Raw genomic sequence first — 25,588 nt, 5'->3', positions numbered from 1 at the left:
CGCGGGCCGGCTCAATCGGTCGTCTTGTCAGACATTCAGTTCGTAGAACTCAATGATTTCCCTCATGGCCCGCTGCGCTTCATCGTCGCCCTTTATCAAAATATCCTCGACATCCCTTAATGGCGGAAGCGGGTGCAGGCGCTCGGCAATCTGCGTCGCGCTGTAGTCTTGAGTCGCTGTTCCTTCGCTGACTCTTATGAAGCCAATAGCGTTTTCACCTTCGGCAAAATGACTGGAAACCCGGATTTTCGGTGCCATGCCGTAGTCGACCACGATCACCAGATCATCACGCTCACGGTGAAACTTCAGGTTGTCGATCGTCAGCATGCGCTCGGAAAAATCGATCCCGTCCAGGCCGCCTCCGTTGTTGATGATCACGTCTCTGCCGAGGCCATCGTATCGGTAGATATCATTTCCCGCGCCGCCGGTTAGCGTGTCATTGCCCGGCCCACCCAGCAGCAGATCATCACCGGGGCTGCCCGTGAGCACGTCATCCCCGTGCATGCCTCGGATCTCTGCCGCGCCGCTTATCGTGTCATTGCCGCGACCGCCCACGAGTGGCAGCGCTCGTCCGTCTCGCAAGGAAGTTGAACGGGTGGGATGGTTGACGATGACACCCGTATGAAAAGTCTCGGGCGCAGGTCCCAGCTGACTTGATTCCAGGAGCTGCTTCAAACTTGCGACCGACCCATCGGCGAACTTGACGAGCTCAATACCTGCGCCCTCAAGTTCACCGCTGTGGGGCCAGACGATGCGGACTTTCTGTGTCCCGCCCCATTGGATATCGAGCGTCGGATGGAGCATTTTCGCTCTCGGCGGGTTGCGGTAAGCCCCGCGATCCGGGTTGGGTTCCAGCTCGACATGAGTGGTCTCCATCAGCGCAGCACCCCAGCTCAATTGCAGTGCATCGCGCTGCGCATCTGCTGGAAGAACGACCGTGTCCTGATCGATCAATCCGTACTCGTCTTTCCACCCCGCCACGCCAACTTCTGCGCGGTGGAAAACAGGGTTCGGCACATCCGCAATCGTGGTGGTCGCTGCGGCGTGCGCTTGCACGATGTAGGTGTCGGCACCGCCTTCGCCGTAAAGCCAGTCATCCCCTGCCCCGCTGACCAGATAGTCGGCGCCCTCGGCGCCCAGCAAGGTATCGTCACCTGCACCTGCGGATAAAAACGCGCCCGGTGTTCTGTCGCCGACAGTGCCGTAGTCAAGTGGGGAGCCTGCATAAACGACGATCAGATCGTCTCCCGCGCCGCCGTGGAAAACGTTTTCCACTTCCACGTTGACCCGCCCGCCGGCATCGTTGCCATGGACGATTTTGCGTTTGATCGTCGTGCTTTCGACCTCCCAGCGGAATTCCTTGCGCACCGTTCCGGCCGAACTGAAGCTTGCCGCCGGATAGACGTACCAGCCTTCAAGCGCGCCGGACTCCTTTCGGTCCTCAACCAATACGTCGCCCGTATTGAATGAAAACCCGTTGGCCGAACCGGATCGATAATAGCGAGGCGCCTGAGCTGAGGAAGGCATTGCTCCCTCGGCTTTCACCTGCTTATTTTCGACACGGGTTGTGGTTGTCGACTGCCTTTCACTGACCACGGCGTGCGCTGAATCAACCTTCATCCATGGCGGCGTTTCAGACAGTGTCCCCGCTTCGACGCTGCCATCGATCAGCTCGGTGTGAGTGGTGTAACCGGTGTCGCTGGTAGTGATATGGCTGCGGACCCAGACGCCTTGCTCATTCAAGGTAAAACCTGTGGCGTGTCTGCGGGCGGAGCGTTTTGACTGGATTCGCGCGAGGAACTCATCGGTCCAGTTGACCGTTTGAACAGATGCCACCGGGCCTTGCGCCGCAGCGGTTCCATCGTCTGGCTTAACCGGATCCACAACTTTGCTTTCAGGGGTTGCCGGGGCGGTGACAGGTTCCGGTACGGGTGGCTCGGACATCTCTATCGGTGGCAATGTTTTGCGCAGGACATCTGCGTAATCAAGTACCACGCCGTCGCTGAAATTGAATGTGGAATCCTTCCACCGCTCGTGATTCTTGATGAGTATCGCGTCGCCCGTGCCATTGGCTAGTCGCAAAACCGTGCCGACGGTAACTTCGATAACGTCGGCCTTCAGGCTTTGCGCGCAAAACCCTGCACCGAACCTGATGATGTTGCGGCCGCCGGCATCGGTGACGATATCCAGGCCGTCGCCAGCGCCGAAATAGTAGATGTCGGCGCCATCCATGCCATCCAGCACGTCAGCACCGGGACCGCCATCAAACACGTTGTCGCCAGAATCGCCGCGAAGGTAGTCCGTCCCTTCCCCGCCCAGCAAGGTGTCGTTGCCAGCGCCTCCGAGCAGCGTGTCGTTGCCTGAGCCACCGTGCAGATAATCGGCATTCTGCTCGGCCTCAGCGCTGTTTTCGTAATCGCCGGCAAGGATGTCGTCACCCGCGCCGCCGTACAGCGTGTCGGCACCGAAACCACCCTGTAACGTATCGTTTCCTTCGCCGCCCTGAAGCACGTCGTTGTTGCTCCCGCCCGGTTGCAGGTCAGACACATCGCCATCGAGAAAATCAGCCCCAGCGCCACCCGTCAGCGTATCCGCGCCGCCCATGCCGCGCAGGGTGTCATCCCCCGCGCCGCCATCGAGAAAGTCGTTGCCGTGATAGCGAACCGGATGCTCAGGGCTGTCGCCAATCAGATCGTCATGGCCTTCGCCGCCGAAGAGCAAATCATCGCCAGCGCCGCCCCAGAGCGTGTCATCGCCGGAGCCACCGTCCAGCAGATCATCGCCAAAAAAATGCGCGGCATCGCCTTCGACCCCGTCCAGTACGCCGTCATCACCCTGCAAAATGTCGTTGCCAGGGCCGCCATACAAAGCGTCGCTGCCACCGTTACCGGCGAGTGAATCATCACCACTGCCGCCGTCCAGCACATCGTTGCCATGGTGTCTGCTGGGCAGGCCACCGCCCCAATCGAGGTTGTCACCAAGCATCACGTCGTTGCCGCTGCCACCGGCCAGGGTGTCGTTACCTTGATCGCCTTTGAGAAAATCGTCGTCAGCTCCGCCGTCAAGCAGGTCCTCCCCCCAGCCGCCGTCGATAAAGTCCTTGCCACCCTGACCGTACAGCACGTCGTCACCGCCCTCGGAGGCACTGTTTATCGAGGCCTTTGAAAAGACCGTTCGGTGACTCGTCACACCGCCAGCAATAGTGACGGTAGCGTGTTTGACCGCCCAACCCTGCTCCAGCGCACCGGTGGTTTCGTCTCCGGATAACAGATCGTCGCCAGCACCGCCGATCAAGGTATCCCGGTCATTGCCACCGAGCAGAACATCTCGGGATGCCGTACCGATAAGCAAATCGTCACCTTGTCCGCCGTCGAGCCAGTCTCCGCGACTTGCCTTGCCCTTGGCGTCACCGTCGGCCATAGCTTTTTCGAGTGTCGTCTGCTTGTCGCCGAATAACCGATCGTCTCCAGCCTTGCCGAACAATCGATCAGAACCCCCCAGGCCGAGAATGACGTCGTCTGCGGCGGAACCGTAAAGTACGTCGGCCTTGTTGCGCTGTTTGACCTTGGGCAGCAGCACCACGTTGCCCAGCTCATCAAAGGAGGGCTGATCGCCGGGGACAGTGGGATCGGCGTCTTTGGCTTTCCAGTCGCCCTGGAGGGTCAGATCAGCAACGGGGACCGGCTGCTCCTCGTATTCAGGGAGGCGGATGCCAAGCATCCCGGGCTGGAAGTTTTTGATCACCACCAGATCGCCCTGGCCGTATTTGATGTTGAGGGTGTTTTCAACAAGCGCCAGGGTGATGGACCGATTCTCGGTAGACCAGATGTTGCTCAGAGGCGCGCGGCGTTTGAGTGCGGGAATCGGTGCGCCATTGATCCACAGCTGCCCATTGGCATTGGCATCAAGAATCTCGTCGAGGCCATCGCCGCTGGCGAATTCATAACGGTCGTTGCCTTCGCCCCCGATCAAGGAGTCGTTACCCTTTCCTCCGATCAGAACATCGTCACCGGCCATCCCGTACAACTCATCATTGCCGTCACCTCCGGTTAGCGAGTCGTTACCGCGACCACCTTCAATGACATCGTGACCGGCCATCCCATCGATGGAGTCATTGCCCACGCCGCCATACAGATGATCGGCATTGGCGCCACCAGCGAAAGATCGCCCGCCGTCATCACCGAACATGGCCAGCGGGTTCAGCACTCCGGTGGTCATCGGCGCCTGTTTGCCGGAGGCGAGATCGGAGTAGGAAAACTGCTGCAGCAAGTGTTCTCCAAACGAGCCTTGGGTTCGGGCAATCAAACGGGCGAGCATCTGCGCACGATCCGCCAGCCACTGCGCGGTGATAAAGCCTTCGCCAGTGTGCGGATCGTAAAGCTCGAGGTTGCGGTCGGGATAACCGTCGGCTCGCTCTATGACGACTTCACTCAGTTGCTGCAAAGAGTTGCGCAACGCCAGACCGAGCGGCGTCGCCTCGGCTGCCAGTTTCGCCCATGCATTGGCATTGCCGAACTCGCTTATTGTCCGGGTGACGATGCTTTGCGACTGCTCTGGGGAGAATGCCGAGAAGAAGGCGTAAGCGTTGCTGGCGAAAGTGTCGTTGGTAGTGGGTATGGCAGCAGAATCGCCGTCGTAAGTGCGCTTGAACATGTCGAGAAATTCGTTCTGGCCGTAGCGCAAGATCAGCTCGACCACGGCGGCAACGGGCGTGCCTTTGACTACATGCTGAATCAGCGGATTCACACTGCCACTGGCCAGCGCGATATTGATTTGCTCCGGAACCACTGAAAGCAGACTTTGCAGTGGATTGATGCCGAAATTACTGATCGCCGCTCGCAGGCCGACGCTGTAGGCGTCGATGGCGAAGAGAATGTTTTTATAGTCGTCGAGCCGGTTGGCTTTTGCCTGAGTGGGTGGGCCGCCATCTTCCGCATCCGGGTCGCCCGCAGAGATCAGTCTCCACGTTTCATAGGGAGGTTTACCGCCCAACAAGCTGAATCCGACTGTTCCAGACCAACCGGAGTTACGTTTCACGGCGGTGTCGTCCTCCCCGCAAACCTCCTTGAACAGGGCCTCGCCAATCGCGCTGGCGTCGATTTCTGCGATCTGGCTGATTGACGGAACGGTCCAGGGTGCCAGTTGACCGGCAAGGGATCCGTTGATCAGGGTATTGATGAAATTGACGGCAACCTGGTTGGATGAAAGCTGCATCAGGTCTTCACTGAAAATTGTATTCAGTCTGAGTTCACCCTGGCGTGAGGTGTAACCACGAATCAGGGCAGAGTAGGCACCGTTTCCACCGTTGGCATCAATGGCCACGGCAAGCCAGAGTCTGGCGCTTTTCAGCACTTCTCCGGCCTCTTTATCGGCAGCTGCAACGTCAGAAACTTTTTCACCAATAATGTCGAATAGCTTTTGGTACAGGGGGGCGCAGCTTGCCCCTGCTAACTCCAATGCAATGTACTCCACATCCTCAGAATCAAACGACATGCCTTTGCAACTATTAGCCGCATTAAAAATTTCCGATTTTTCCATATCGCTGAAAACATAACTCATTGTTACTTCCTTGTAATAACAGAGCGTGAAAGATAATCACTGAGATACTTGAGCATCTCAGGTGCTTCGCGTAATGACGACAGACCAAGACCTACACTACCGTGCCCTCCAGCGAAGTCGAAGTTATCCAGATTGACCATGCAGAAGAAATTCAGCTTGCCGAAATCCAGATTCTCCAATTCAGCCCTACCAAAACTTGCCAGCTTTTTGTCAGTCAGTTGCTCTTCGGAAGCCGGGCGAATCAAGCCGTCACACTTGATCAGCCGAGGGGTTCCGTCTCGCCGCGGCCAACCTGCAATTACAAAATTTCGTACGGATGACACATTTTTGAAGTGCGGTGGCGGAGCGTTAAGCCAAACTTCCAGCCCCGGATAATTCTTTAGTTTCACAATCAACTCATCCGGCCAGTTGACGTGCCGATAACCCCGCTCATGGGGTTCGGTGGTTTCTTTCCTGGTAAAAAGTCCGGCGTTCAATTTATAGAGCCGCCAACTTTTGGGGATCGACTCTGCGCGCTGATCCTGGTACCGGTGCAGCCCCGTCCCGGTCCACCAGAAAAGCCCCTTCAGAGCAATCGCCAGACACGCTTTCTTGTTGACCATTTCAGGCATGCCTACGTAAAACTCAGGGACCAGCGTCTTATCTATATAGGCGCCGCCTAATATCGGCACTTGCTGCATGCTCGCCAGCTTGTTCTGGCAAGCTTTCTCGTTTGCCTGGTGAATAGCCGCCGACTCGGCAGTTTGTTCTTTGCGAATATAAAATTCCGCTACGCAGTAACAGACATAAAAGAACAATCCATACTTCAACAACCTTTTAAACCACTTGATCGCCTGCTTACGCGACTTCCTGGACATTTCAAACCTCCCGCTCAAACTGCGGAACGGTTGGTATGTCGCTATGCCCGGATATCGCGCTTGCAAAAACCTCAAAATATTGGCTCACGCCCGATTCCACACTGAACCGACCTGCCGTCAACTTCGCGGCGCTGGCAAGACCACCGTACTCACCTGCCGACTTCAAAACCTTGCTTACACTTCTGGCAATTTCTTGATGGTCAAAGAAATCCACCAATATTCCATTAGCCCCCTCGACAATGACTTCCCTTACCGGAGCCGTATCCGACGCAACAACCACACAACCGGACGCCATCGCCTCCAGTAACGACCAGGACAAGACAAACGGATACGTCAAATAGACATGAACTTTCGAACACTGCAGAACCGCTCGATAAGTCTGGTAGGGAAGTTTCCCTGTGAAATGCACTCTGGAGTGATCGAAACTGACCTCCGCCTCCATCCTGCTGCGCCAATCCGGGTACCCGACCGGCTTACTCCCATAACTGACACCGTCACCGCCAACCACGATGATCTGCGCATCGGGGCACTCGGCCTGAATAAGCGGGATCGCTCGCATGAAACTGTGAAAGCCGCGATAAGGCTCAAGGTTTCTGGCGACATAGGTAACGATCGGCTGTCCGGCTTTGAGCTCGATTCCATTGGGCAATCTGACTGCCCCGACTTTCGCCAGGTCAGAATTTTGAATCACACCTTCGTGAATGACCCGAATCGCCGACCGGTAAGCGGCCGGAAACAGGCTGCGCTGCCACTGCGTAGGCGCGATTGCGATATCGCATTGTTGAAGATTCAACAGATGCAGCGAGTTGAGCACTCGCAGCCGTGACGACTCCCTTGCGGCTCGGCGGAATTCAGGGTCGAACCCGCAATCGGCGCCCTGCGCTCGATAGTAATACTCGCAATAGTGAATCAGCGGCGTATCGGCATAGACGTCCTTGGCAAACAGCGTCTCTCCCCATCCGGGATGCGCAAGAATCACGTCTGGCTGATAGCCCGAACGTTTCAGCCTGCCCAGGATTTCAAAAACCTTCTGCCCGTCGATCACCGCTTGTTCGTAGCGGATCAGATACGGGTGAATATTGCCGGGCGCTCGCCCCGTCGCTCGATATCGATGGATTTCCACCCCGGCGACGCCCGGTGCCGTGTCCCGACCTATCGCCACAACCTCATCACCGCGCTCCAGCGCTGCCAGCACCACATGACGGAACTGACCGGGAAAATTTTGATGAATAACCAGTAGCTTCATAGCGCTGAACGTCCATTTTTCGCCGCTATCGAGCTGAGGATTGCTCGCCTCGTTCGGCATCCACGAACGCTAACAAACGCCACGAAATGAAACTGTAGGACGCTTCCGGGATTGTCCTAGGAGATGGCCAACGAAAGGACTTTTCGCCGGGCAAAAAAAAAGCGGCGCATCATGCGCCGCTTGCTCATTGCAGAGATTTACCAGCGGTTGCCACGGCCGTTGTAGTCACGACGACCGCTGTGGCGATCGTAGTTGCCGCGACCGCGGTGGTCATTGTCCCAACCGCCGCGACGGTGGCCGTCCCAGCGTCCGCGATCGTTGCCGTGCCAGCGACGGCTTTCGTAATAACGCGGGGCCGGTTGATAGTGCCTGGGTGCCTGGTAATAACGCGGTTGCTGGTAGTAACGCGGCGCTGGCTGGTAGTAGCGCGGCTGGGTGTAATAGGTGCCGCCGCTGCGGTAATAGGAGCCGCCACCGCTGTAATAGGCCGGTGCGGGTGATGTGTAGACCTCTGACCTGTAGTAGCTGTCTCCATAGGAATAAGGAACGCATCCGCCAAGGGAAAAAAGCATCACGGCAAGCAGTACGATTCGGCGATACATGGCGGCCTCCTGGACCGCGGGTTGGCCACACCAGCGACGCTGGCAGGCGACCGTCAGCAATTGCGTGACTGTCGAAGAATCAGACAGCGGTTTCAGAATCTGGTGCGTTCCTGCAACAAGTTGAAACAAGTGATTATGAAATCTTGTTTATCCGCAAAATCAGCGACCCGTGAAGCGTAAACGCGCTGCATGACGGTGCAACCGCGCACCACCACGATGCGCTGTCGCTCGCCCCGCTCACTTCGACAATCCAGCAGATCCCCGCCGCAGAGGCCTCGGCGCGACTTGGCACGTCTCTCGCTTTAGCAAACCTGTGCAGGAGTCATCACAGGTTCGCGGCACCACAATTTGCAATGGCTGACTAGGGTTCCGGCTCGCAAGCGCGAGTGGCTGGTCCGAGAGTTGGCGACCTCCAGTTGAGGTTACACGGCGGGACAAAAGCCCGGGAGACAAGCCACCGTTCGCGGTGCCGCATTGCCTTCCTGTCCGCCCTCGATCAACTGGAGAATCCGCAATGATCCGACTACGTTTCCCCGCCCTGCTCGCCGCCGCCTTCGCCGCGCTCATCAGCACGCAATCTTCCGCCGCCCAGAAAGACCACTTCAGCGTGTGCTGGACGATCTACGCCGGCTGGATGCCATGGGAATACGCCGGCAGCCAGGGCATCGTCGACAAATGGGCGAAGAAATACGGGATCAAGATCGACGTCGTGCAGCTCAACGACTACGTCGAATCGATCAACCAGTACACCGCCGGCCAGTTCGACGGCTGCACCATGACCAACATGGATGCGCTGACCATTCCGGCTGCCGGTGGTGTCGACAGCACCGCGCTGATCGTCAGCGATTTCTCCAACGGCAACGACGGTATCGTGCTCAAGGGTGAAGGTAAGAAAGTCGCCGACCTCAAGGGCATGGACGTCAATCTGGTCGAGCTGTCGGTCTCCCATTACCTGCTGGCCCGGGCGCTGGACTCGGTGGACCTGACCGAGAAAGACCTGAAGGTGGTCAACACCTCCGACGCCGACATTGCCGCCGCGTTCAACACCGACGACGTCAACGCCGTGACCACCTGGAACCCGATGCTCTCGGATATCAAAGCCAAACCCGGCGTCACCGAAGTGTTCAATTCCAGCCAGATCCCCGGCGAGATCATGGACATGATGGTGGTCAACAGCGCCACCCTCAAAGACAACCCGGCGCTGGGCAAAGCGCTGACCGGGGCGTGGTTCGAAGTGGTCGCTTTGATGAACGCGAAAAGTGCCGCGAGCAAAGCTGCGCTGGAGCACATGGCCAAGGCCTCGGGAACTGATCTCGCCGGCTTCCAGGCGCAACTGGACACCACAAAACTGTTCGCCACGCCGAGCGAAGCGCTGAATTTCGCCACCAGCAAACAACTGCCGGACACCATGCGCAAGGTCGCCGAATTCTCCTTCGAGCACGGCCTGCTCGGCGAAGGCGCGAAGGACCCGAGCGCGGTCGGCATGTCCTTCGCCAACGGCGTGACCAGCGGCGACACCGCCAATCTCAAGCTGCGTTTCGATCCGACTTACATGCAGATGGCCGCCGACGCCAAGCTGTAAGCCACGGAGGATTTGGCCATGCGCCTGATCAATCGCCACCCCGATCGCCCGAGTCGCCTGTTGCTGGTGATCCTGCCGTTCGCGCTGGTGCTGTTCGCCTACTTCACAGGCTCGGCCGAGCGCCTGGCGGACAACCCCAACGACAAACTGCTGCCCAGCGCCGTGCAGATGAGCGACGCGGTAAAACGCCTGGCCTTCAACGCCGACAGCCGCACCGGTGAATACCTGTTGTGGCAAGACACCGCGGCAAGTCTGCGCCGCTTGGCCATCGGCCTCGGCATCGCGGCGCTGGCAGGTCTTTGCCTCGGTATTGCGGCGGGCACCCTGCCGCTGTTCGGCGCGCCGTTGTCGCCGCTGCTGACGGTGCTGTCGATGGTGCCGCCGCTGGCGATCCTGCCGATTCTGTTCATCGTCTTCGGGCTGGGCGAGTTGTCGAAAGTCATGCTGATCGTCATCGGCATCACCCCGGCGCTGGCCCGGGATCTGGAACAGCGTGCCCGCGACATTCCGGTCGAACTGCTGATCAAGGCGCAGACCCTGGGCGCCTCGACCTGGACGCTGATGCTGCGCGTGGTTCTGCCGCAGCTGTTGCCGCGCTTGCTGATCTCGCTGCGCTTGATGCTCGGTTCGGCGTGGCTGTTCCTGATTGCTGCCGAAGCGATCGCCTCCACCGATGGCCTCGGCTACCGGATCTTTCTGGTGCGGCGCTACCTGGCCATGGACGTGATCCTGCCCTACGTGGTGTGGATCACCCTGCTCGCCTGGCTGATGGACTGGGGCCTGAAACAGCTGACCCAGCGCGCTTTCCCTTGGTATGAGGGAGCGGCGAAATGAGCTTCATCACAGTAAAAAACGTCTGGCAGCAGTACGCCGATCAAGTGGTGCTGGAAGGCTTGAACCTGAGCGTCAACGAAGGCGAGTTCTGCACCCTGGTCGGCGCCTCCGGTTGCGGCAAATCGACCTTCCTGCGCCTGCTGCTCGGCCAGGAAAGCGCCAGTCGCGGGGAGATTCTGCTCGACGGCCAGCCCTTGGCCAGCGAGCCGGATGCCAGCCGTGGCGTGGTCTTTCAGCGCTACTCGGTGTTCCCGCATCTGAGCGTGCTCGACAACGTCGCCCTCGGTCTCGAATTGCCGCGCGCGCCCTTGCTTGGTCGGCTGTTCGGCAACGCCAAACGCGAGGCCCGCGAACAGGCGGCAGCACTGCTGACAAAAGTCGGCCTCGGCCATGCGCTGGACAAGTACCCGGCACAGCTGTCCGGCGGCATGCAGCAACGGCTGGCGATTGCCCAGGCGCTGATCATGAAGCCGCGCGTGTTGCTGCTCGACGAGCCCTTCGGCGCACTCGACCCGGGCATTCGCAAAGACATGCACGCGCTGCTGCTGGAGCTGTGGCGCGAGACGCAACTGACGGTGTTCATGGTCACCCACGACCTGTCCGAGGGCTTCAGCCTCGGCACGCGCCTGCTGGTGTTCGACAAGGTGCGCCTCGACCCGCACGCCCCCGGCGCCTATGGCGCCCGCATCACCTACGACATCCCGTTGAACAGCGACCGCCGCGCCCAGCGCGCCGCCGTCGAGGCCCTGCCGCTGCCGCTGGCGGGCACCCTTCGCACTGCTTGAGAGGACTGCTGCAATGACTGATTCAATCCAACTTTTCCCACCCTTCGCTGAGGAAATGCTGCCGGGCGGCGGCCACCGTTCGTTCGTGCTCAAGCGCGGCCAATTGCTGCGCCTGACCGACCTGCGCGGTGGCGCCAATGTCAGCCTGACCTTGCTTAATGCCAATGAAAAAACCGAGCGGCTGAACCTGCCCGACAGCCTCAAATGCCAACACACCGCCAAGCTCACCGCCGGCCACTGCCTGTACTCGGACATGGGCCGCGTGCTCGCCGCGATCACCGCCGACACCTGCGGCTGGAGCGATAGCCTCGGCGGTGTGCTTTGCGCACAGGAAGTCGCCGAAAAGTACGGTCAGGGCCGCTACCAGGAATTGCGCAACGGCTTCTTTCGCAATGGCACCGACAACCTGCTGGTGGAACTCGGCAAGTGGGGCCTGGGCCTGTCCGACCTGCTGATGACCCTGAATCTGTTCAGCCGTGTGAACGTCGATGAGGCCGGGCGTTTCCACTTCGTCGAGGGCAATTCGAAGGCCGGTGACTACATCGAGTTGTACGCGCCGATGGACACCCTGGTGGTGCTCACCGCCCTGCAACATCCGATGGACCCGTCACCCGAATACGCCCCGAAACCTCTGAAGCTGAGCTGGATGAACGCCGACGCCAGCGTCGCCGAACACTGCCGCACTTCGCGCCCGGAAAACGAGCGCGGCTTTATCAACACCGACCGTTTGTTCGCCTGAGGATCGCTGCCATGTCACTCGCAATCGCCACTTCGCACAAGCAAGCCGACAGCGCGATCTACCGCGCCACCATTCCCGCCGGCGAGCCCTGGCTGATGGAGGTCAAGGCCGGGCAGACCCTGCGCATCCTGGATCTGGAAGGCAATCAGGCCGTCGACACCTTGTTCTACAGCCTCGCCAACCCCAAGGAGCGCTACGACGTGCAACGCACCTTGCGCCGGCAGAACAGCGTCTACCTGAGCACCGGCAGCGTGCTGTATTCCAATCTCGGCCAGCCCATGCTGACCATCGTTGCCGACACCTGCGGGCGCCATGACACCCTCGGCGGCGCCTGTGCGCAGGAGAGCAACACCGTGCGCTACGCCCTGGAAAAACGCTACATGCACAGCTGCCGCGACAACTACCTGCGCGCCTGCGCCCACGACGGCCGATTGAGCAAAGGTGACATCGGGCCGAACATCAATTTTTTCATGAACGTGCCAGTGACGGCGGACGGCGGGCTGACTTTCGAGGACGGTATTTCGGCGCCGGGCAAGTATGTCGACTTGCGCGCCGAGATGGACGTGATCGTGCTGATTTCCAACTGCCCGCAGTTGAACAACCCGTGCAATGCCTACAACCCGACCCCGGCGGAGTTGCTCGTATGGAACTGACCATCAGCCGTTTACGCCGTTGGCTTTTTGCCCTGTGCCAGGCGCGTTCCGGGCAGTGCCTGAAATCCACCAGACAACCCTGAACCCTGTGGGAGCGAGCCTGCTCGCGAATGCGCCGTGTCATTCAGCATTGATGTGGCTGATCCACCGCCTTCGCGAGCAGGCTCGCTCCCACAGGGGGTTTGTGGTGGGTTTGAGTGAAGTGTGTTTTTTCCATCCGGGACGGCCCGGATGTCTGTCGAAAAACAGCGGGACGGCCCGCTCCCCCTTCAGGGGTTATGCCATGTTCGAAAAAATCCTGATCGCCAACCGTGGCGCGATTGCCTGTCGCATCCTGCGCACGATCAACGTGCTGAAGGCCCAAGGCGTCGCCGTGTACTCAGAAGCCGATGCTGCCAGCCTGCACATCTCCCAGGCCGCTGAAGCGTACAGCCTCGGCGAAGGCGCGGCGTCCGCGACGTATCTGGCCGTCGATAAAATCCTCGCTATCGCCAAACAAAGCGGCGCCACGGCGATTCATCCCGGCTACGGATTTCTCTCGGAAAACGCAGCGTTCGCCGAAGCCTGCGAAGCGCAGGGCATCGCCTTCATCGGCCCGACGCCGGAGCAATTGCGGGTGTTCGGCCTCAAGCACACTGCTCGCGCATTGGCCAGACAGCACGGCGTACCGATGCTCGAAGGCACCGACCTGCTCGACAGCCTCGATTGCGCGCTGAGTGCCGCCGAACAGGTCGGCTACCCGGTGATGCTGAAAAGCACCGCTGGCGGTGGTGGCATCGGCATGCGCGTGTGCCGCAGCGCCAGTGAATTGAGCGAATCATTCGAAGCGGTGAAACGCCTCGGTCAGAACAACTTCAGCGACGCCGGGGTGTTCATCGAGAAGTACATCGAACGCGCGCGGCATCTGGAAGTGCAAGTGTTCGGCGACGGCTGCGGTGAAGTCATCGCTCTCGGTGTGCGCGACTGTTCGGTGCAGCGGCGCAACCAGAAAGTCCTCGAAGAAACCCCGGCGCCGAACTTGCCCGAAGGCATGGCCGATGAGCTGTGCGCGGCAGCGATCAAACTGGCGCAAGCGGTGAATTACCGCAGCGCCGGCACCGTCGAATTCGTCTTCGACAGCGAGGCCCAGCGCTTCTATTTTCTCGAAGTGAACACGCGCTTGCAGGTCGAGCACGGCGTCACCGAACAGGTGTGGGACGTGGATCTGGTGCGCTGGATGATCGAGCTGGCCGCCGGTGATCTGCCGCCGCTGAACGAGTTGTATCAAGGCCTGGAACCGCAGGGCAATGCGATTCAGGCACGTCTGTACGCGGAAGATCCGGGGCGTGATTTCCAGCCGAGCCCGGGCCTGCTGACCGCTGTGCAATTTCCGCCAGCCAACGGCGTTGAGTTGCGCATCGACACCTGGGTCGAAGCCGGTGTGGAAATCCCGCCGTATTTCGACCCGATGATTGCCAAGCTCATCGCTTGGGCGCCGAGCCGCGAACAGGCTCGCGCCGAACTCCATCAGGCACTGGGCGATAGCCTGCTGTATGGCGTGGAAACCAACCGCGATTACCTGCGGCAGATTCTCCTCGATACTCCATTCGCCAGCGGCCAGCCGTGGACCCGTTGCCTGGAAAATCTGCTCTATCACGCCAACACCTTCGAAGTGCTCAGCGCCGGCACGCAAACCAGCGTGCAGGACTATCCCGGACGCCTCGGTTACTGGGCCGTCGGCGTGCCACCCTCGGGGCCGATGGACAGCCGAGCGCTGCGTCTGGGCAATCGCCTGCTCGGCAATGAACAAGGCGCCGCCGCACTGGAAATCACCATGAGCGGGCCGATCCTGCGCTTCAATTGTGACGCAGTGGTCGCGGTGACCGGCGCGCCGATTGCCTTGACCCTTGACGCTGAACCGGTGCCGATGAACACCGCGTTGCTGATCCCGGCCGGCGCGACATTGCAACTTGGCAGCATCAGCGGCGCCGGCGCGCGCAGTTATCTGTGCCTGCGCGGCGGCGTGCAGGTGCCGGATTATCTGGGCAGCAAAAGTACCTTTACCCTCGGCCAGTTCGGCGGGCATGGCGGGCGCGCGTTGAGGGCCGGTGACGTGTTGCATGTGCCGGCATTGGCCGACCACAGCGCCGGCCAGCAACTGGCCGAACAGCACATCACCACGCTGCCGAGCGTGCGCCAGATCCGGGTGATCTACGGCCCGCACGGCGCACCGGAATACTTCAGCGAAAACTACATCGCCACGTTCTTCGCGACCCAGTGGGAAGTGCACTTCAATTCCAGCCGCACCGGCGTGCGCCTGATCGGACCGAAGCCTGAGTGGGTGCGTGAGGATGGCGGTGAAGCGGGTCTGCACCCGTCGAACATCCATGACAATCCGTATGCGATTGGTGCGGTGGACTTCACTGGCGACATGCCGGTGATTCTCGGCCCGGATGGCCCGAGTCTCGGCGGTTTTGTCTGCCCGGTGACGGTGATTGAGGCCGATCTGTGGCAGCTGGGGCAGCTCAAGGCGGGCGATAAAATCCAGTTCATTCCCGTCTCTCTGGCTGACGCCCGCGATCTCGCCCTGAAATGGGATGCCCCCTGTGGGAGCTGGCTTGCCAGCGATGGTGCCCGATCTGACACCGCATCAACTTCATCGCTGGCAAGCCAGCTCCCACAAGGGATTGTGTCGCCTGTGGTTCTTGAGTTGGGTCAGGGGGATCGGCGGCTTGTCGGGAGGGTTTCTGGCGACACTCATTTACTGCTGGAGATCGGCGCGCCGGAGCTTGATCTGGTCCTGCGCTTTCGCGCCCACGCGCTGATGCAGGCGCTGGAAAGCCAAGCCCTGCATGGCGTGATCGACCTCACCCCGGGCATTCGCTCGCTGCAAGTGCACTACCAGCCCGAGCAACTGCCGCTGGCCGATCTGCTCGGCATCATCGCTGGCGAATGGGACGCGGTGTGCGCCGCCAAGGACTTGCAGGTGCCTTCGCGCATCGTGCACTTGCCGCTGTCGTGGGACGACCCGGCCTGTCAGTTGGCGATCGAGAAATACATGACCACCGTGCGCAAGGAGGCGCCGTGGTGCCCGAGCAATCTGGAGTTCATCCGGCGCATCAACGACCTGCCGAATCTCGACGAAGTGCAGCGCACGGTGTTCGATGCGAGCTATCTGGTGATGGGCCTTGGCGACGTCTATCTCGGCGCTCCGGTGGCCACGCCGCTCGACCCGCGTCATCGTCTGGTGACCACCAAGTACAACCCGGCACGCACCTGGACCGCCGAGAATTCGGTCGGCATCGGCGGCGCCTACATGTGCGTGTACGGCATGGAAGGCCCGGGCGGTTATCAGTTTGTGGGGCGCACTCTGCAGATGTGGAATCGCTATCGCGAAGTCGCCGCGTTCGACGGCAAACCGTGGCTGCTGCGCTTCTTCGATCAGATCCGTTTCTACCCGGTCAGCGCTGAAGAACTGCTGCGCATTCGCCGCGATTTCCCCCTTGGGCGCTTTGATCTGAACATTGAACACAGCCAACTCAACCTCGCCGACTATCAGGCATTTCTCAGTCAGCAAGCCGAGGGCATCAGCGCCTTCCGCACGCAGCAACAGGGCGCGTTCAAGGCTGAACGCGAACGCTGGATCGCCAGCGGCCAAGCGCATTTCGACAGTGAAGAAGCCGTGCCTGACGCCAGCGAAGAAGCACCGCTGGAAAGCGGTGAACACAGCGTCGACAGCCACATCGCCGGCAATCTCTGGCAGGTGCAGGTCGAGGCCGGCCAGCGTGTCGCGGCGGGCGATGTGCTGGTGATTCTCGAGTCGATGAAGATGGAAATCCCTGTGCTCGCGCCGCTGGCCGGTGTGGTGCGCGAGATCCGCGTGCAACCCGGTTCGGCGGTGCGCGCCGGACAACGGGTGGTGGTGCTGGAACTCGACTGAAGCCATTTTTTTTAAAAGGATCAACCGATGAATCTGCAACTCGATGCACTGCGCCAGGCCTATCGCAATGGCGACACCACACCGCGCCAACTGCTGCTGCAACTGCGCGAAAAAGCCGCTGCGCTGAATCCCGACTATCACCTGTTCATCCACCTGCTGAGCGTCGATGAACTGGAGCCGTACCTCGCCGCCCTCGACGGTCGTGACCTCGACAGTCTGCCGCTGTATGGCGTGCCGTTCGCGATCAAGGACAACATCGATCTGGCCGGCATTCCCACCACAGCCGCGTGCCCGGCGTTTGCCTATGTGCCGCAGCAGTCGGCGACCATCGTCGAGCAACTGTTGGCGCTGGGGGCGATTCCGCTGGGCAAGACCAATCTCGATCAGTTCGCCACCGGCCTCAATGGCAGCCGCTCGTCTTATGGTGCGTGCCCGAACAGCGTGCTGGCGGAGTATCCGTCCGGCGGTTCCAGTGCGGGTTCATCCCTGGCGGTAGCGCTGGGTGTGGCGAGTTTCGCCTTGGGCACTGACACCGCCGGTTCCGGGCGAGTGCCGGCGGCGCTGAATAATCTGGTGGGATTGAAGGCGAGCAAGGGCCTGATTTCCACCGCTGGCGTGCTGCCGGCGTGCCGCACGCTGGACTGCGTAACCACCTTCACCGCGACCGCCCGTGAGGCCAGTCAGTTGCTGGCGTTGACGGCCAGACACGATCCTCGCGATGAATACAGCCGAGGCAACCCGGCATGGAACGACGGCTCGGCCTTTGGCGCGCCACAGCCGTTTCGCTTCGGCGTGCCACGGGCGCAGGACCTTGAATTTTTCGGCTGCAACGAGGGGCCACAGTTGTTCGCAGCGGCCATCGAACGGCTCAAGGCCTTGGGTGGCGAAGCCGTCGAGCTGGACCTGTCACCGTTTCTGGAAGCAGCGCGGTTGCTTTACGACGGGCCATGGGTGGCCGAGCGCTACAGCGTCGCCGGTGAGCTGATGGAGCAGAATCCCGAAGCGGTGCTGCCAGTGATCCGAGCGGTACTGGCCAAGGCTCCGGCAGTGACCGGCGTGCAGACCTTCCGCGCACAATATCGATTGCAGGCGCTGAAGGCCCTCTGCGACGAGGCCCTGGAAAATCTCGACTGCGTGCTGACGCCAACCATCGGTCGTCCAGTGACCCTGGCCGAGCTTGCGGCCGAGCCGGTGCTGCGCAATTCCGAACTCGGTTATTACACCAACTTCATGAACCTGCTCGACTACGCCGCCGTCGCCGTGCCGACCGCGTTCATGAGCAACGGTTTGCCGTGGGGCGTGACGTTGTTCGGGCGGGTGTTTACCGATCAGTATCTGTTGAGCGTGGCCGATGCCTTGCAACGCCAGCAGGACAGTGCCCTGCCAGCTCCGGCGAACCCTGCGCGCAATGACCGCGCTCGATTGGTGGTATGCGGCGCGCACCTGCAAGGGCTGGCGTTGAATTGGCAACTGACCCAGCGTGGCGGGCGCTTGCTGGAAACCACGTTCAGTTCGCCGGACTATCGACTGCACGCCCTCGCCGGCGGCCCGCCATTGCGGCCGGGCATGGTGCGGGTCAAGGACGGCGGCGTGGCGATTGCCGTGGAGGTCTGGGAGTTGCCGAGCAGCGAGCTGGGCTCGTTTCTCACCGGAATTCCGGCGCCGCTGGGGCTGGGCAAGGTGCAGCTGGCGGACGGGCGCTGGGAGAGCGGGTTTATCTGCGAGCCGTATGGCCTGGAGGGTGCGGTGGATATCAGTCATTTGGGGGGATGGCGGGCATACCTCAAAACCCTGGCCTGAATCTGTCGACCTGTGGGAGCGAGCCTGCTCGCGAATGCGGTATGTCATTCAACATTGATGTGGCTGACCCACCGCTTTCGCGAGCAGGCTCGCTCCCACAGGTTCTGGCGCACCACCCCCGAATAAAGGAACGACCATTCACGCCGCACAGGGAGCAGTTATTTGCGCGCAGTGCCACTAGAATGCATCCCATCGGGCCACTGCCAACGGATCTGCCATGCCGCTTCGTTCTCCCTTGTACTCGCAACGTTCACTGGTGCTCACGTTGGTCGCCCTGCTCGGCGCCGGGTTTCTCGCCACCTCGCTGTTGAGCTATTTCGCTTCCCGCGAGTCGATCCGCGACAACATCGTCAACACTGAACTGCCACTGACCTCCGACACGGTCTATTCGGAAATCCAGAAAGATCTGGTCCGGCCGATCCTGATTTCCTCGATGATGTCCCGTGACACGTTCATGCGCGACTGGGTGGTCAACGGCGAGCAGAATCCCGAGCAGATGACCCGCTATCTCGACGAGGTCATGACCCATTACGGCGCCTACACGGCGTTCTTCGTTTCCAATGCCACGCTCACCTACTACCACGCCAAAGGCGTGCTCAAACAGGTCAAAGTCGATGAGCCGCGCGACACCTGGTACTTCCGCGTGCGCGACATGCAGGACCCGTACGAGATCAACGTCGACCCGGATCTCGCCAACAAGGACAACCTGACGTTCTTCATCAACTACAAGGTCTACGACTACCACAACCGCTTCATCGGCGCGGCGGGCGTGGGCCTGACCGTGGACGCGGTGATCAAGCTGATCGACAAGTATCAACAGCGCTATCAACGCAGCGTGTACTTCGTCGACACCTTCGGCCGCCTCGTATTGACCGGTGCCGAGGGTGGTCCGGAAGGCGCGCACATCGGCCAGAGTCTTGGCGAACTGGAGAGCATGAAAAGTCTGGTCAGCCAGTTGCCCAAGCCGCACAGCGGCAGCTACGAATACTCCACCCACGGCCAGGGACATTTTCTCAACGTGCGGTTTATCCCCGAGTTGAACTGGTACCTGTTCGTCGATAAACGCGAAGACGGCGCGCTGAGCGAGATCCGCCAGTCGCTGTATCTCAATCTGCTGATCTGCCTGTTGGTGACGTTGATCGTACTGGCGCTGCTCAATCGGGTGATCAAGCGCTTCCAGGCGAAGATCCAGGCGCACGCCACCCTCGACAGTCTGACCGAGCTGCCGAACCGACGCGGCTTCGACATCCTCGCTGCGCAAGCGCTGCACGAGGCCCAACGGGAAACCAAGCCGCTGACCGCTCTGTTGCTCGACCTCGACCACTTCAAAGCCTTGAACGACACCTACGGGCACATGGCTGGCGACCAGGTGTTGATCGGTTTCGCCCGCGATCTGCAAAGTTGCCTGCGCCACGCCGATATCGTCTGCCGCTGGGGCGGTGAAGAGTTCATCGTTCTGTTGAAAGACACCGACGGCGAGACCGGGCAGAAAATCGCCGAGAAAATCCGCCAGCACGTCGAACAACACGAATACGCTTACGATGGCCACAGCCTGCATCTGACCGTGAGCATCGGCGCCACCACCGTGCAACGCGATGACACCTTGCACACTCTGCTGTCGCGGGCCGATCATGCGATGTACCGCGCCAAGCAAACCGGGCGCAACCGCACCTGCATGGAAATGCCGCACTCGACCTATGCCTGATAACGACGTCAAACCCGACCACTGCCCGGCCTGCGGCGCCCGCAACGATTGCAGCCTCGCCGACCCGCGCACCGCCGACCGCGAATGCTGGTGCTATGGCGTAACCATCGACCCGGCGGTGCTCGAAGCGCTGCCGGCCGCGCTGCGCAATCAAGCCTGCCTGTGCCCGCGTTGCGCCCAGGTCGAAGCGCAGTTGCAAGCAGACCGGCGGCCGATCCCGTAAGATGCGCGGCCCTTTGTCCGTTGAATCCTGACCATGCGCGTCGACCGCTTCCTCAGCAATCTGCCCCGCTACAACCGTCAGCAGGTGCGCCTGTTGCTGGTGGAAAAGCGCGTGCGGATTGACGGAAAAGTCGTCAGCGACCCGCACAGTGATGTGCTGGAATTCAGCCGGGTCGAAGTCGACGATGAGGTGCTGCAGAGCGGTAAACCGGCGCGCTATTTCATGCTGCACAAACCGCCGGGTTGCGTCAGCGCCACCCGCGATCCGCAGCATGCGACCGTGCTCGACCTGCTCGACGAACCGCACAAGGACGATCTGCACATCGCCGGACGTCTGGATTTCAACACCACCGGGCTGATGCTGATCACCAATGACGGCGCCTGGTCGCGGCGCCTGACGCAGCCGCAAACCAAACTGCCGAAGGTCTATTACGTCGAAACCGAACAGGACATCGACCCGAGCTACGCGCTGAAATTTGCCGAGGGCATCTACTTCGCTTTCGAAGATCTGACCACGCAACCGGCACAGCTTGAGCTGCTCGGCCCACGCTCGGCACGGTTGAGCATCGTTGAAGGCCGCTACCATCAGGTCAAGCGCATGTTCGGGTTCTTCAACAACAAAGTCCTGCGCCTGCACCGCGAATCCATGGGCAAACTGACCCTCGATCACGCGCTAAAACCGGGCGAGTACCGCGCTTTGCGCACCGAAGAGATTCATTTGTTCTAAGCCGGCGACCGCTCAGCCGAAGTTGTCGAACAATTCGCCGACGGCACTTGCGTGATCCTGAGTCCCCTGCTTGAATCAGGACGTCGGCCGAAATGTGACCGATGAGTCACCACATACTTCCAAGAAACTTTTTGTCGGTCGTCTGCCCTCAAGGGCTGCGCCTCAGCCGACAATCTGCCCGCCAATAACAACACCCGTCGACCTGCCGTACCGGATCGACATGGGCCAGCAAATTTCAGGCGTATGCCTACCTGTCACAAAGCTCGTGCAATCTCGATTGCGCGCATACCCGCTTGCTTGCCAGGAGTCTTATGACATGAGGCCAGAAATCGCTGTGCTGGATATACAGGGTCAGTATCGGGTTTACACGGAGTTCTATCGCGCAGACGCCGCAGAAAAGACCATCATTCTGGTCAACGGCTCGATGGCCACGACTGCGTCGTTTGCACAGACCGTGAAAAACCTGCACCCGCAATTCAACGTGGTCTGCTATGACCAGCCCTACGCGGGCCGCTCAAAAGCCCACAACCGGCATGAGAAACATCTGACGAAGGAAGTCGAAGGGCAGATTCTGCTGGAGCTGATCGATCACTTCGCCGCCGAACACGTGCTGTCGTTCTCCTGGGGCGGCGCCGCCACTCTGGTCGCCCTCGCCCAGCAACCGCGGCGCATCGAAAAAGCCGTGATCAGCTCGTTCTCACCGGTGATCAATGCGCACATGCTCGATTACCTCGAGCGCGGCGTCGACTACCTCGGCAGCCGCGACGGCGACCGGGTCGGCCATCTGGTCAACAACACCATCGGCAAACACCTGCCGTCGCTGTTCAAGCGTTTCAACTACCGCCACGTCAGCAGTCTCGCCGAGCATGAATACGGACAGATGCATTTTCATATCAACGACGTGCTGCACAGCGATCGCCAGTGCTATCTGAATGCGGCGAAAAAGATCAACGTGCCGGTGCTGTTTCTCAACGGCGAATGGGACGAATACACCGCCGCCGAGGATGCGCGACTGTTCGGCAATCACGTTGCCCACAGCAGCTTCACCACCCTGCAAGCCACCGGACACTTTCTCGACATGGAGCACAAGGCCGCCTGCCGCGACAGCCAGAACGCCCTGCTCGGCTTTCTGAAACCTGCGCCGCAAGCCAGCCGAACGCGCTACTCGTTTGTGCAGGATCAACATGCTTTGGCCATTTGAAACAGCGTCATCGCGGGCAAGGCTGCAAGCTTGAAGTGCCTGTTGCACCGGCGCAGCCCTTGCTCGCGATCGACCGTTTTCTGCGTGGCAAAGCCCTCGCAGAGAAAAGAAAACTTCAAATCCGTGGCCGAGTCTGGTACAAAGTCAGCCGCTCTGAGCGGGTATAGTTTAGTGGTAGAACGAAAGCTTCCCAAGCTTTAGATGAGGGTTCGATTCCCTCTACCCGCTCCACCGAATATTGATCTCGCGTTGTGTTGTCCGACGGGGGATGCAGAAATGAAAAACCGGCCTTGATGGCCGGTTTTTTTGTGTCTGGAAGTTGAAGCGTGTTGGCGGTGAAGACTTCCAGAAGATCGCTGAGCCCCTCCTCCCCGGATTACTTCTCGAAATCCTGATGCAGCCTCGCCAGTACATTGAAGATCGGTTCCCCGGCTTTGTGCGGGACATTCAATCGAGTGAATACTTTCTTCCAGTCGGCGAGCGCTGCGAGAGTCTGCTCGATGTATTCCTCGGCCTTGAGGTATTTGTAATCCTTGCAGATCTCCATGATTCGCTTGCGCGTAGGCGTGCCGGGAGTGCGGCCACCGAAGTCAGTGGTGTGCTCGCCCATGGCGTTTGCGAAAGTCAGGTCGTATGCCGGGGACAGCGTCCAGGTTTCTTTCTCGCCTTTTTTTTCAGGATTGTGGCAGAGAAAGGCAAAGTTCTTCGCATGGTCGTCATGGTTGTGAGACAGCGCATTGAAGATCATTAACCTGGCCATCTTTTCCACTTCGACGGAGCTTCTGGTCAACACCTGAGTGAGCTTGAGCAGGTTCGGGTAGTCGATGGATGACAATGCGCGGTAGTCCGCGTACATGAGCGCCGAGACGGTCATCATGTGAATCTTGCGCTCGCCGTCGCGGTCGAAGCGCTTGGTTGCGAAGAAACGCTCAACCTCGCCGCCAGGCATCTGCACATCCAGAAGATCCGATTCAGCCATGGTCACTCCGGCGGCACGAGCCATCTCGGCATAGGCGAGTTCAATGCCGCCGGTTTCAATCGGTTCGTACAATGCCCTGAACTTCACGATCCAATGTGCATAGCCCTCGGGCAGGGCATCAAAGGCCGAAATTGCGTGTTTTTTGTCGGCAGACAGCGCCACGATTGCCTTCGGTCGTGCGCCCCCCGGTGAGCCACCGGCCAGTCGCAATTTGGTAAGCACAGCAGGGGTCTCACCCTCTTGAACTTCGATTGAAGCTTCGTAGAGTTGGCAAATATCCAAAGGGCCTGTGAGCTCTGTTTTTTCCGCCTTCGGCTGATATTCAAACGCCCCCATACTGCGCTCGCCCATATAAGCAAGGCGATCAAGCGCTGTGAGGGTAAGGTGGGTGCCGTCACCGAAGGTGCTGTCGAAATATCGATCCATCAGCAGCATGCCCCAGCCGTCAGGCAGTGAATCGGCGAACGGTCCGTGTAGCCCTTCGAAGAGGCTGGTGTTCCTGGCCAACTGGGGCTTTTCGTCCCAAGCCATTGTCAGCGGCGAAAGATTGTAGCCAGTGGCAAGCCAACCCGGATCGTAAGCGAAGTAAATCCCCCGGCCCGCGACTCTGACCAGCTCACCAACCTTGGCGCCCTCTTTCAAAACATCCAGCGCTTCTGTGTGTTTGAAAGGCTTGATCATCAGCGCATCCCTCTCTTGCGCCTGGCATTCTTCAGCTCATCCAGCGAGCTCGGTTGCTCTGGTTTGAACAGCCTGGTCACAGCGTTGAGTTCATCAAGCGCAGTGGCTATCAGGATCAAAGCCTCCAACGTCACGAGGCCGGTCGCTTCGAATCGCTTGATGGTGGATTCGGAAACCCCCGCCTTTTCTGCGAGCGTCTTGCGGGAAAGGTTTTTGGAGAGCCGCAGGATTTTGGCGTTTTCTCCGACATTTCTAGCGATCTCAGCCGGCGAGTGAAGCAAATGCATGAATGACATGGCAAACCCTTCCAATTCTTAAGGATCTTAATAGAGCCATTGTAGCCATCTAGCCTCCCTTAAGGATCAGATATGACCATTTTTGAAAAATTTCACTAATTTCGTGGAGCAATAGAGATCTTCTGATTGCTACACAGCTGACATTGAGGATTACGCGGTTGGGTCACGCGTGGCCGCTTTTGTCACCGCGAATCTGACTCTCCGCAATGCAGTCATATTTGGCAACGTAATGATGAACACAGCGTTTGTTGTGCCGTTCAAGATCGCCGCTCATGTGGTTACCAAAGCGGACATCATTTATGGACATCAAACCCATTCGGAGCACTGAAGACTTGTCCGCAGCATTGCTGCGTATCGAGCAGATTTGGGGCGCTGAGATGAACTCGCCGGAAGGCGATGAATTGGAAATTCTCGCTCGGCGGGTGGGCGAGTATGAGGAGCAGCAATTCCCGATTCCCCCTTCCGAGCCCTTTCAAGAGGACAAACCTGGTATTGATCAGCGGTTTTGACGCTGCACTAGCCGAAAAACCGGTCGCAACGACCGGTTACTTTTTACTCGGAAATCAACGCCGGCTAACCCACCGGCACCACATTATCCAACACCTGATTCACCGCCAGCTCGCCCAGCATGACGACCTGGGCGATGCCGAGCAGGGTTTTGCGCTGGCTGCCGTCGAGCAAGGCGGCGAAGTCGCCGGGCATGACGCTGACCGATCCGAGGGATTAGCTGGCATTGACCGATAGCGACCCGGTGTCGGTGCCTGGATTGACCATGAACATGCTGCTGGCCTGGTATGGCGGTGAGCTGGTTTGCGGCGGGATGAGATAGTGGTCGAGAGCGCGTTCGGCGGCTTCGTGGAGTTTTTTCGAATCGAGGGACTCGTAAGGAGAGGCCGGATCGGTTTCCGGCGGATTTGGCGTTACTTTGAACACGGGGCGGTACCTTTCATTTGAGCCGCATCCACCACGCTACTAAACGGGAGAATGGCGGCTGTACGCAAGTTAGTAGACCGGACCCATCCCCCATCCGGCGCACCCGAAGGCGCCATGCGCACAGCCACCATAAAATACAGGCACGCGCCTGATTCAACGGAACTCGTGCAACCGTTACGAGGAGGACATTACCGGGCTACTAAACCCGATCACTGGAAATCAGTGACGCGAACCAAGTTACCGACCGCCCTCCAGGCGCACAAGCCGG

Annotated in this window: 18 protein-coding genes, 1 tRNA gene, 1 pseudogene and 1 riboswitch; of the genes and pseudogenes, 13 read left to right on the top strand and 7 right to left on the bottom strand. The window is 59.7% G+C overall.

The window, feature by feature from the left end; all coding sequences use genetic code 11:
- Window positions 1-27 precede the first annotated feature (27 nt).
- The 4 genes from J2Y39_RS01925 to J2Y39_RS01910 form a co-directional block, all read right to left on the bottom strand.
- Window positions 28-5,559: a calcium-binding protein gene (locus J2Y39_RS01925; protein WP_310214748.1), complete on the bottom strand. Its 5,532-nt coding sequence runs from the start codon at window positions 5,557-5,559 to the stop codon at window positions 28-30.
- Between the two features lie 2 nt (window positions 5,560-5,561).
- Window positions 5,562-6,416 (bottom strand): hypothetical protein, encoded by an 855-nt coding sequence (locus J2Y39_RS01920; RefSeq protein ID WP_150636498.1) that lies wholly within the window; start codon window positions 6,414-6,416, stop codon window positions 5,562-5,564.
- 1 nt (window position 6,417) lies between these two features.
- Complete coding sequence (locus J2Y39_RS01915) at window positions 6,418-7,662, bottom strand: glycosyltransferase family 4 protein (protein WP_310214743.1); 1,245 nt, start codon at window positions 7,660-7,662, stop codon at window positions 6,418-6,420.
- Between the two features lie 197 nt (window positions 7,663-7,859).
- On the bottom strand, window positions 7,860-8,264 hold the full coding sequence (locus J2Y39_RS01910; RefSeq protein ID WP_039760873.1) for a hypothetical protein: 405 nt from the start codon (window positions 8,262-8,264) through the stop codon (window positions 7,860-7,862).
- A 350-nt stretch (window positions 8,265-8,614) separates the two neighbouring features.
- Window positions 8,615-8,715: riboswitch (guanidine-I (ykkC/yxkD leader) on the top strand.
- Window positions 8,716-8,778: 63 nt separating this feature from the next.
- On the opposite strand from J2Y39_RS01910, the gene J2Y39_RS01905 reads away from it, so the two are divergent.
- From J2Y39_RS01905 to J2Y39_RS01850, 12 genes are all read left to right on the top strand, one after another.
- Window positions 8,779-9,846, top strand: a complete 1,068-nt coding sequence (locus J2Y39_RS01905; RefSeq protein WP_310214740.1) for a putative urea ABC transporter substrate-binding protein — start codon at window positions 8,779-8,781, stop codon at window positions 9,844-9,846.
- 18 nt (window positions 9,847-9,864) lie between these two features.
- A complete protein-coding gene (locus J2Y39_RS01900) occupies window positions 9,865-10,680 on the top strand; it encodes an ABC transporter permease (RefSeq protein WP_041478876.1) in 816 nt (271 codons plus the stop codon).
- On the top strand, window positions 10,677-11,465 hold the full coding sequence (locus tag J2Y39_RS01895; protein WP_125925287.1) for an ABC transporter ATP-binding protein: 789 nt from the start codon (window positions 10,677-10,679) through the stop codon (window positions 11,463-11,465). Before J2Y39_RS01900 ends, J2Y39_RS01895 begins: the two co-directional genes overlap by 4 nt.
- Before the next feature lie 13 nt (window positions 11,466-11,478).
- Window positions 11,479-12,204 (top strand): urea amidolyase associated protein UAAP1, encoded by a 726-nt coding sequence (locus tag J2Y39_RS01890; RefSeq protein WP_016771290.1) that lies wholly within the window; start codon window positions 11,479-11,481, stop codon window positions 12,202-12,204.
- Between the two features lie 11 nt (window positions 12,205-12,215).
- Entirely contained in the window at window positions 12,216-12,857 is a 642-nt protein-coding gene (locus J2Y39_RS01885; RefSeq protein ID WP_125917748.1) for an urea amidolyase associated protein UAAP2, read from the top strand.
- Between the two features lie 283 nt (window positions 12,858-13,140).
- Window positions 13,141-16,776, top strand: a complete 3,636-nt coding sequence (gene uca, locus J2Y39_RS01880; protein WP_310214732.1) for an urea carboxylase — start codon at window positions 13,141-13,143, stop codon at window positions 16,774-16,776.
- 27 nt (window positions 16,777-16,803) lie between these two features.
- A complete protein-coding gene (atzF, locus tag J2Y39_RS01875) occupies window positions 16,804-18,576 on the top strand; it encodes an allophanate hydrolase (protein WP_310214729.1) in 1,773 nt (590 codons plus the stop codon).
- Window positions 18,577-18,793: 217 nt separating this feature from the next.
- Entirely contained in the window at window positions 18,794-20,281 is a 1,488-nt protein-coding gene (locus J2Y39_RS01870; RefSeq protein ID WP_041478881.1) for a sensor domain-containing diguanylate cyclase, read from the top strand.
- Complete coding sequence (locus tag J2Y39_RS01865; protein WP_041478882.1) at window positions 20,274-20,504, top strand: cysteine-rich CWC family protein; 231 nt, start codon at window positions 20,274-20,276, stop codon at window positions 20,502-20,504. The genes J2Y39_RS01870 and J2Y39_RS01865 overlap by 8 nt, the downstream gene beginning before the upstream one ends.
- A gap of 33 nt (window positions 20,505-20,537) precedes the next feature.
- Window positions 20,538-21,230 (top strand): pseudouridine synthase, encoded by a 693-nt coding sequence (locus J2Y39_RS01860; RefSeq protein ID WP_310214726.1) that lies wholly within the window; start codon window positions 20,538-20,540, stop codon window positions 21,228-21,230.
- Window positions 21,231-21,546: 316 nt separating this feature from the next.
- The gene (locus tag J2Y39_RS01855; RefSeq protein WP_041478884.1) at window positions 21,547-22,431 is read left to right on the top strand and encodes an alpha/beta fold hydrolase; all 885 of its coding nucleotides are present in this window, start codon (window positions 21,547-21,549) and stop codon (window positions 22,429-22,431) included.
- A 157-nt stretch (window positions 22,432-22,588) separates the two neighbouring features.
- Window positions 22,589-22,662, top strand: a tRNA-Gly gene (locus J2Y39_RS01850).
- 145 nt (window positions 22,663-22,807) lie between these two features.
- Here J2Y39_RS01850 and J2Y39_RS01845 read toward each other — a convergent pair.
- Complete coding sequence (locus tag J2Y39_RS01845; RefSeq protein ID WP_095180587.1) at window positions 22,808-24,091, bottom strand: type II toxin-antitoxin system HipA family toxin; 1,284 nt, start codon at window positions 24,089-24,091, stop codon at window positions 22,808-22,810.
- Window positions 24,091-24,387 (bottom strand): helix-turn-helix domain-containing protein, encoded by a 297-nt coding sequence (locus J2Y39_RS01840; RefSeq protein WP_095180586.1) that lies wholly within the window; start codon window positions 24,385-24,387, stop codon window positions 24,091-24,093. Before J2Y39_RS01840 ends, J2Y39_RS01845 begins: the two co-directional genes overlap by 1 nt.
- Window positions 24,388-24,686: 299 nt before the next feature.
- On the opposite strand from J2Y39_RS01840, the gene J2Y39_RS01835 reads away from it, so the two are divergent.
- Complete coding sequence (locus J2Y39_RS01835) at window positions 24,687-24,896, top strand: transcriptional regulator (protein ID WP_081932519.1); 210 nt, start codon at window positions 24,687-24,689, stop codon at window positions 24,894-24,896.
- 64 nt (window positions 24,897-24,960) lie between these two features.
- Here the strand turns inward: J2Y39_RS01835 and J2Y39_RS01830 are convergent.
- Window positions 24,961-25,320: pseudogene (locus J2Y39_RS01830) on the bottom strand (DUF6124 family protein).
- Between the last annotated feature and the right edge of the window lie 268 nt (window positions 25,321-25,588).

The organism is Pseudomonas sp. 2957 (genome assembly GCF_031456345.1).
Taxonomy (GTDB): Bacteria; Pseudomonadota; Gammaproteobacteria; order Pseudomonadales; family Pseudomonadaceae; genus Aquipseudomonas; species Aquipseudomonas siliginis.
The sequence above is the reverse complement of the archived record's forward strand: the minus strand, read 5'-3'. Positions and strand labels throughout refer to the sequence as shown.

Excerpts from the sequence above, each read along its gene's own strand:
- J2Y39_RS01890 (WP_016771290.1), top strand. The coding sequence starts at position 11,479 with ATGACTGATTCAATCCAACTTTTCCCACCCTTCGCTGAGGAAATGCTG.
- J2Y39_RS01855 (WP_041478884.1), top strand. The coding sequence starts at position 21,547 with ATGAGGCCAGAAATCGCTGTGCTGGATATACAGGGTCAGTATCGGGTT.
- uca (WP_310214732.1), top strand. The coding sequence starts at position 13,141 with ATGTTCGAAAAAATCCTGATCGCCAACCGTGGCGCGATTGCCTGTCGC.
- J2Y39_RS01900 (WP_041478876.1), top strand. The coding sequence starts at position 9,865 with ATGCGCCTGATCAATCGCCACCCCGATCGCCCGAGTCGCCTGTTGCTG.
- J2Y39_RS01860 (WP_310214726.1), top strand. The coding sequence starts at position 20,538 with ATGCGCGTCGACCGCTTCCTCAGCAATCTGCCCCGCTACAACCGTCAG.
- J2Y39_RS01920 (WP_150636498.1), bottom strand. The coding sequence starts at position 6,416 with ATGTCCAGGAAGTCGCGTAAGCAGGCGATCAAGTGGTTTAAAAGGTTG.
- J2Y39_RS01895 (WP_125925287.1), top strand. The coding sequence starts at position 10,677 with ATGAGCTTCATCACAGTAAAAAACGTCTGGCAGCAGTACGCCGATCAA.
- atzF (WP_310214729.1), top strand. The coding sequence starts at position 16,804 with ATGAATCTGCAACTCGATGCACTGCGCCAGGCCTATCGCAATGGCGAC.
- J2Y39_RS01870 (WP_041478881.1), top strand. The coding sequence starts at position 18,794 with ATGCCGCTTCGTTCTCCCTTGTACTCGCAACGTTCACTGGTGCTCACG.
- J2Y39_RS01925 (WP_310214748.1), bottom strand. The coding sequence starts at position 5,559 with ATGAGTTATGTTTTCAGCGATATGGAAAAATCGGAAATTTTTAATGCG.
- J2Y39_RS01835 (WP_081932519.1), top strand. The coding sequence starts at position 24,687 with ATGGACATCAAACCCATTCGGAGCACTGAAGACTTGTCCGCAGCATTG.
- J2Y39_RS01915 (WP_310214743.1), bottom strand. The coding sequence starts at position 7,662 with ATGAAGCTACTGGTTATTCATCAAAATTTTCCCGGTCAGTTCCGTCAT.
- J2Y39_RS01885 (WP_125917748.1), top strand. The coding sequence starts at position 12,216 with ATGTCACTCGCAATCGCCACTTCGCACAAGCAAGCCGACAGCGCGATC.
- J2Y39_RS01840 (WP_095180586.1), bottom strand. The coding sequence starts at position 24,387 with ATGTCATTCATGCATTTGCTTCACTCGCCGGCTGAGATCGCTAGAAAT.
- J2Y39_RS01845 (WP_095180587.1), bottom strand. The coding sequence starts at position 24,091 with ATGATCAAGCCTTTCAAACACACAGAAGCGCTGGATGTTTTGAAAGAG.
- J2Y39_RS01865 (WP_041478882.1), top strand. The coding sequence starts at position 20,274 with ATGCCTGATAACGACGTCAAACCCGACCACTGCCCGGCCTGCGGCGCC.
- J2Y39_RS01905 (WP_310214740.1), top strand. The coding sequence starts at position 8,779 with ATGATCCGACTACGTTTCCCCGCCCTGCTCGCCGCCGCCTTCGCCGCG.
- J2Y39_RS01910 (WP_039760873.1), bottom strand. The coding sequence starts at position 8,264 with ATGTATCGCCGAATCGTACTGCTTGCCGTGATGCTTTTTTCCCTTGGC.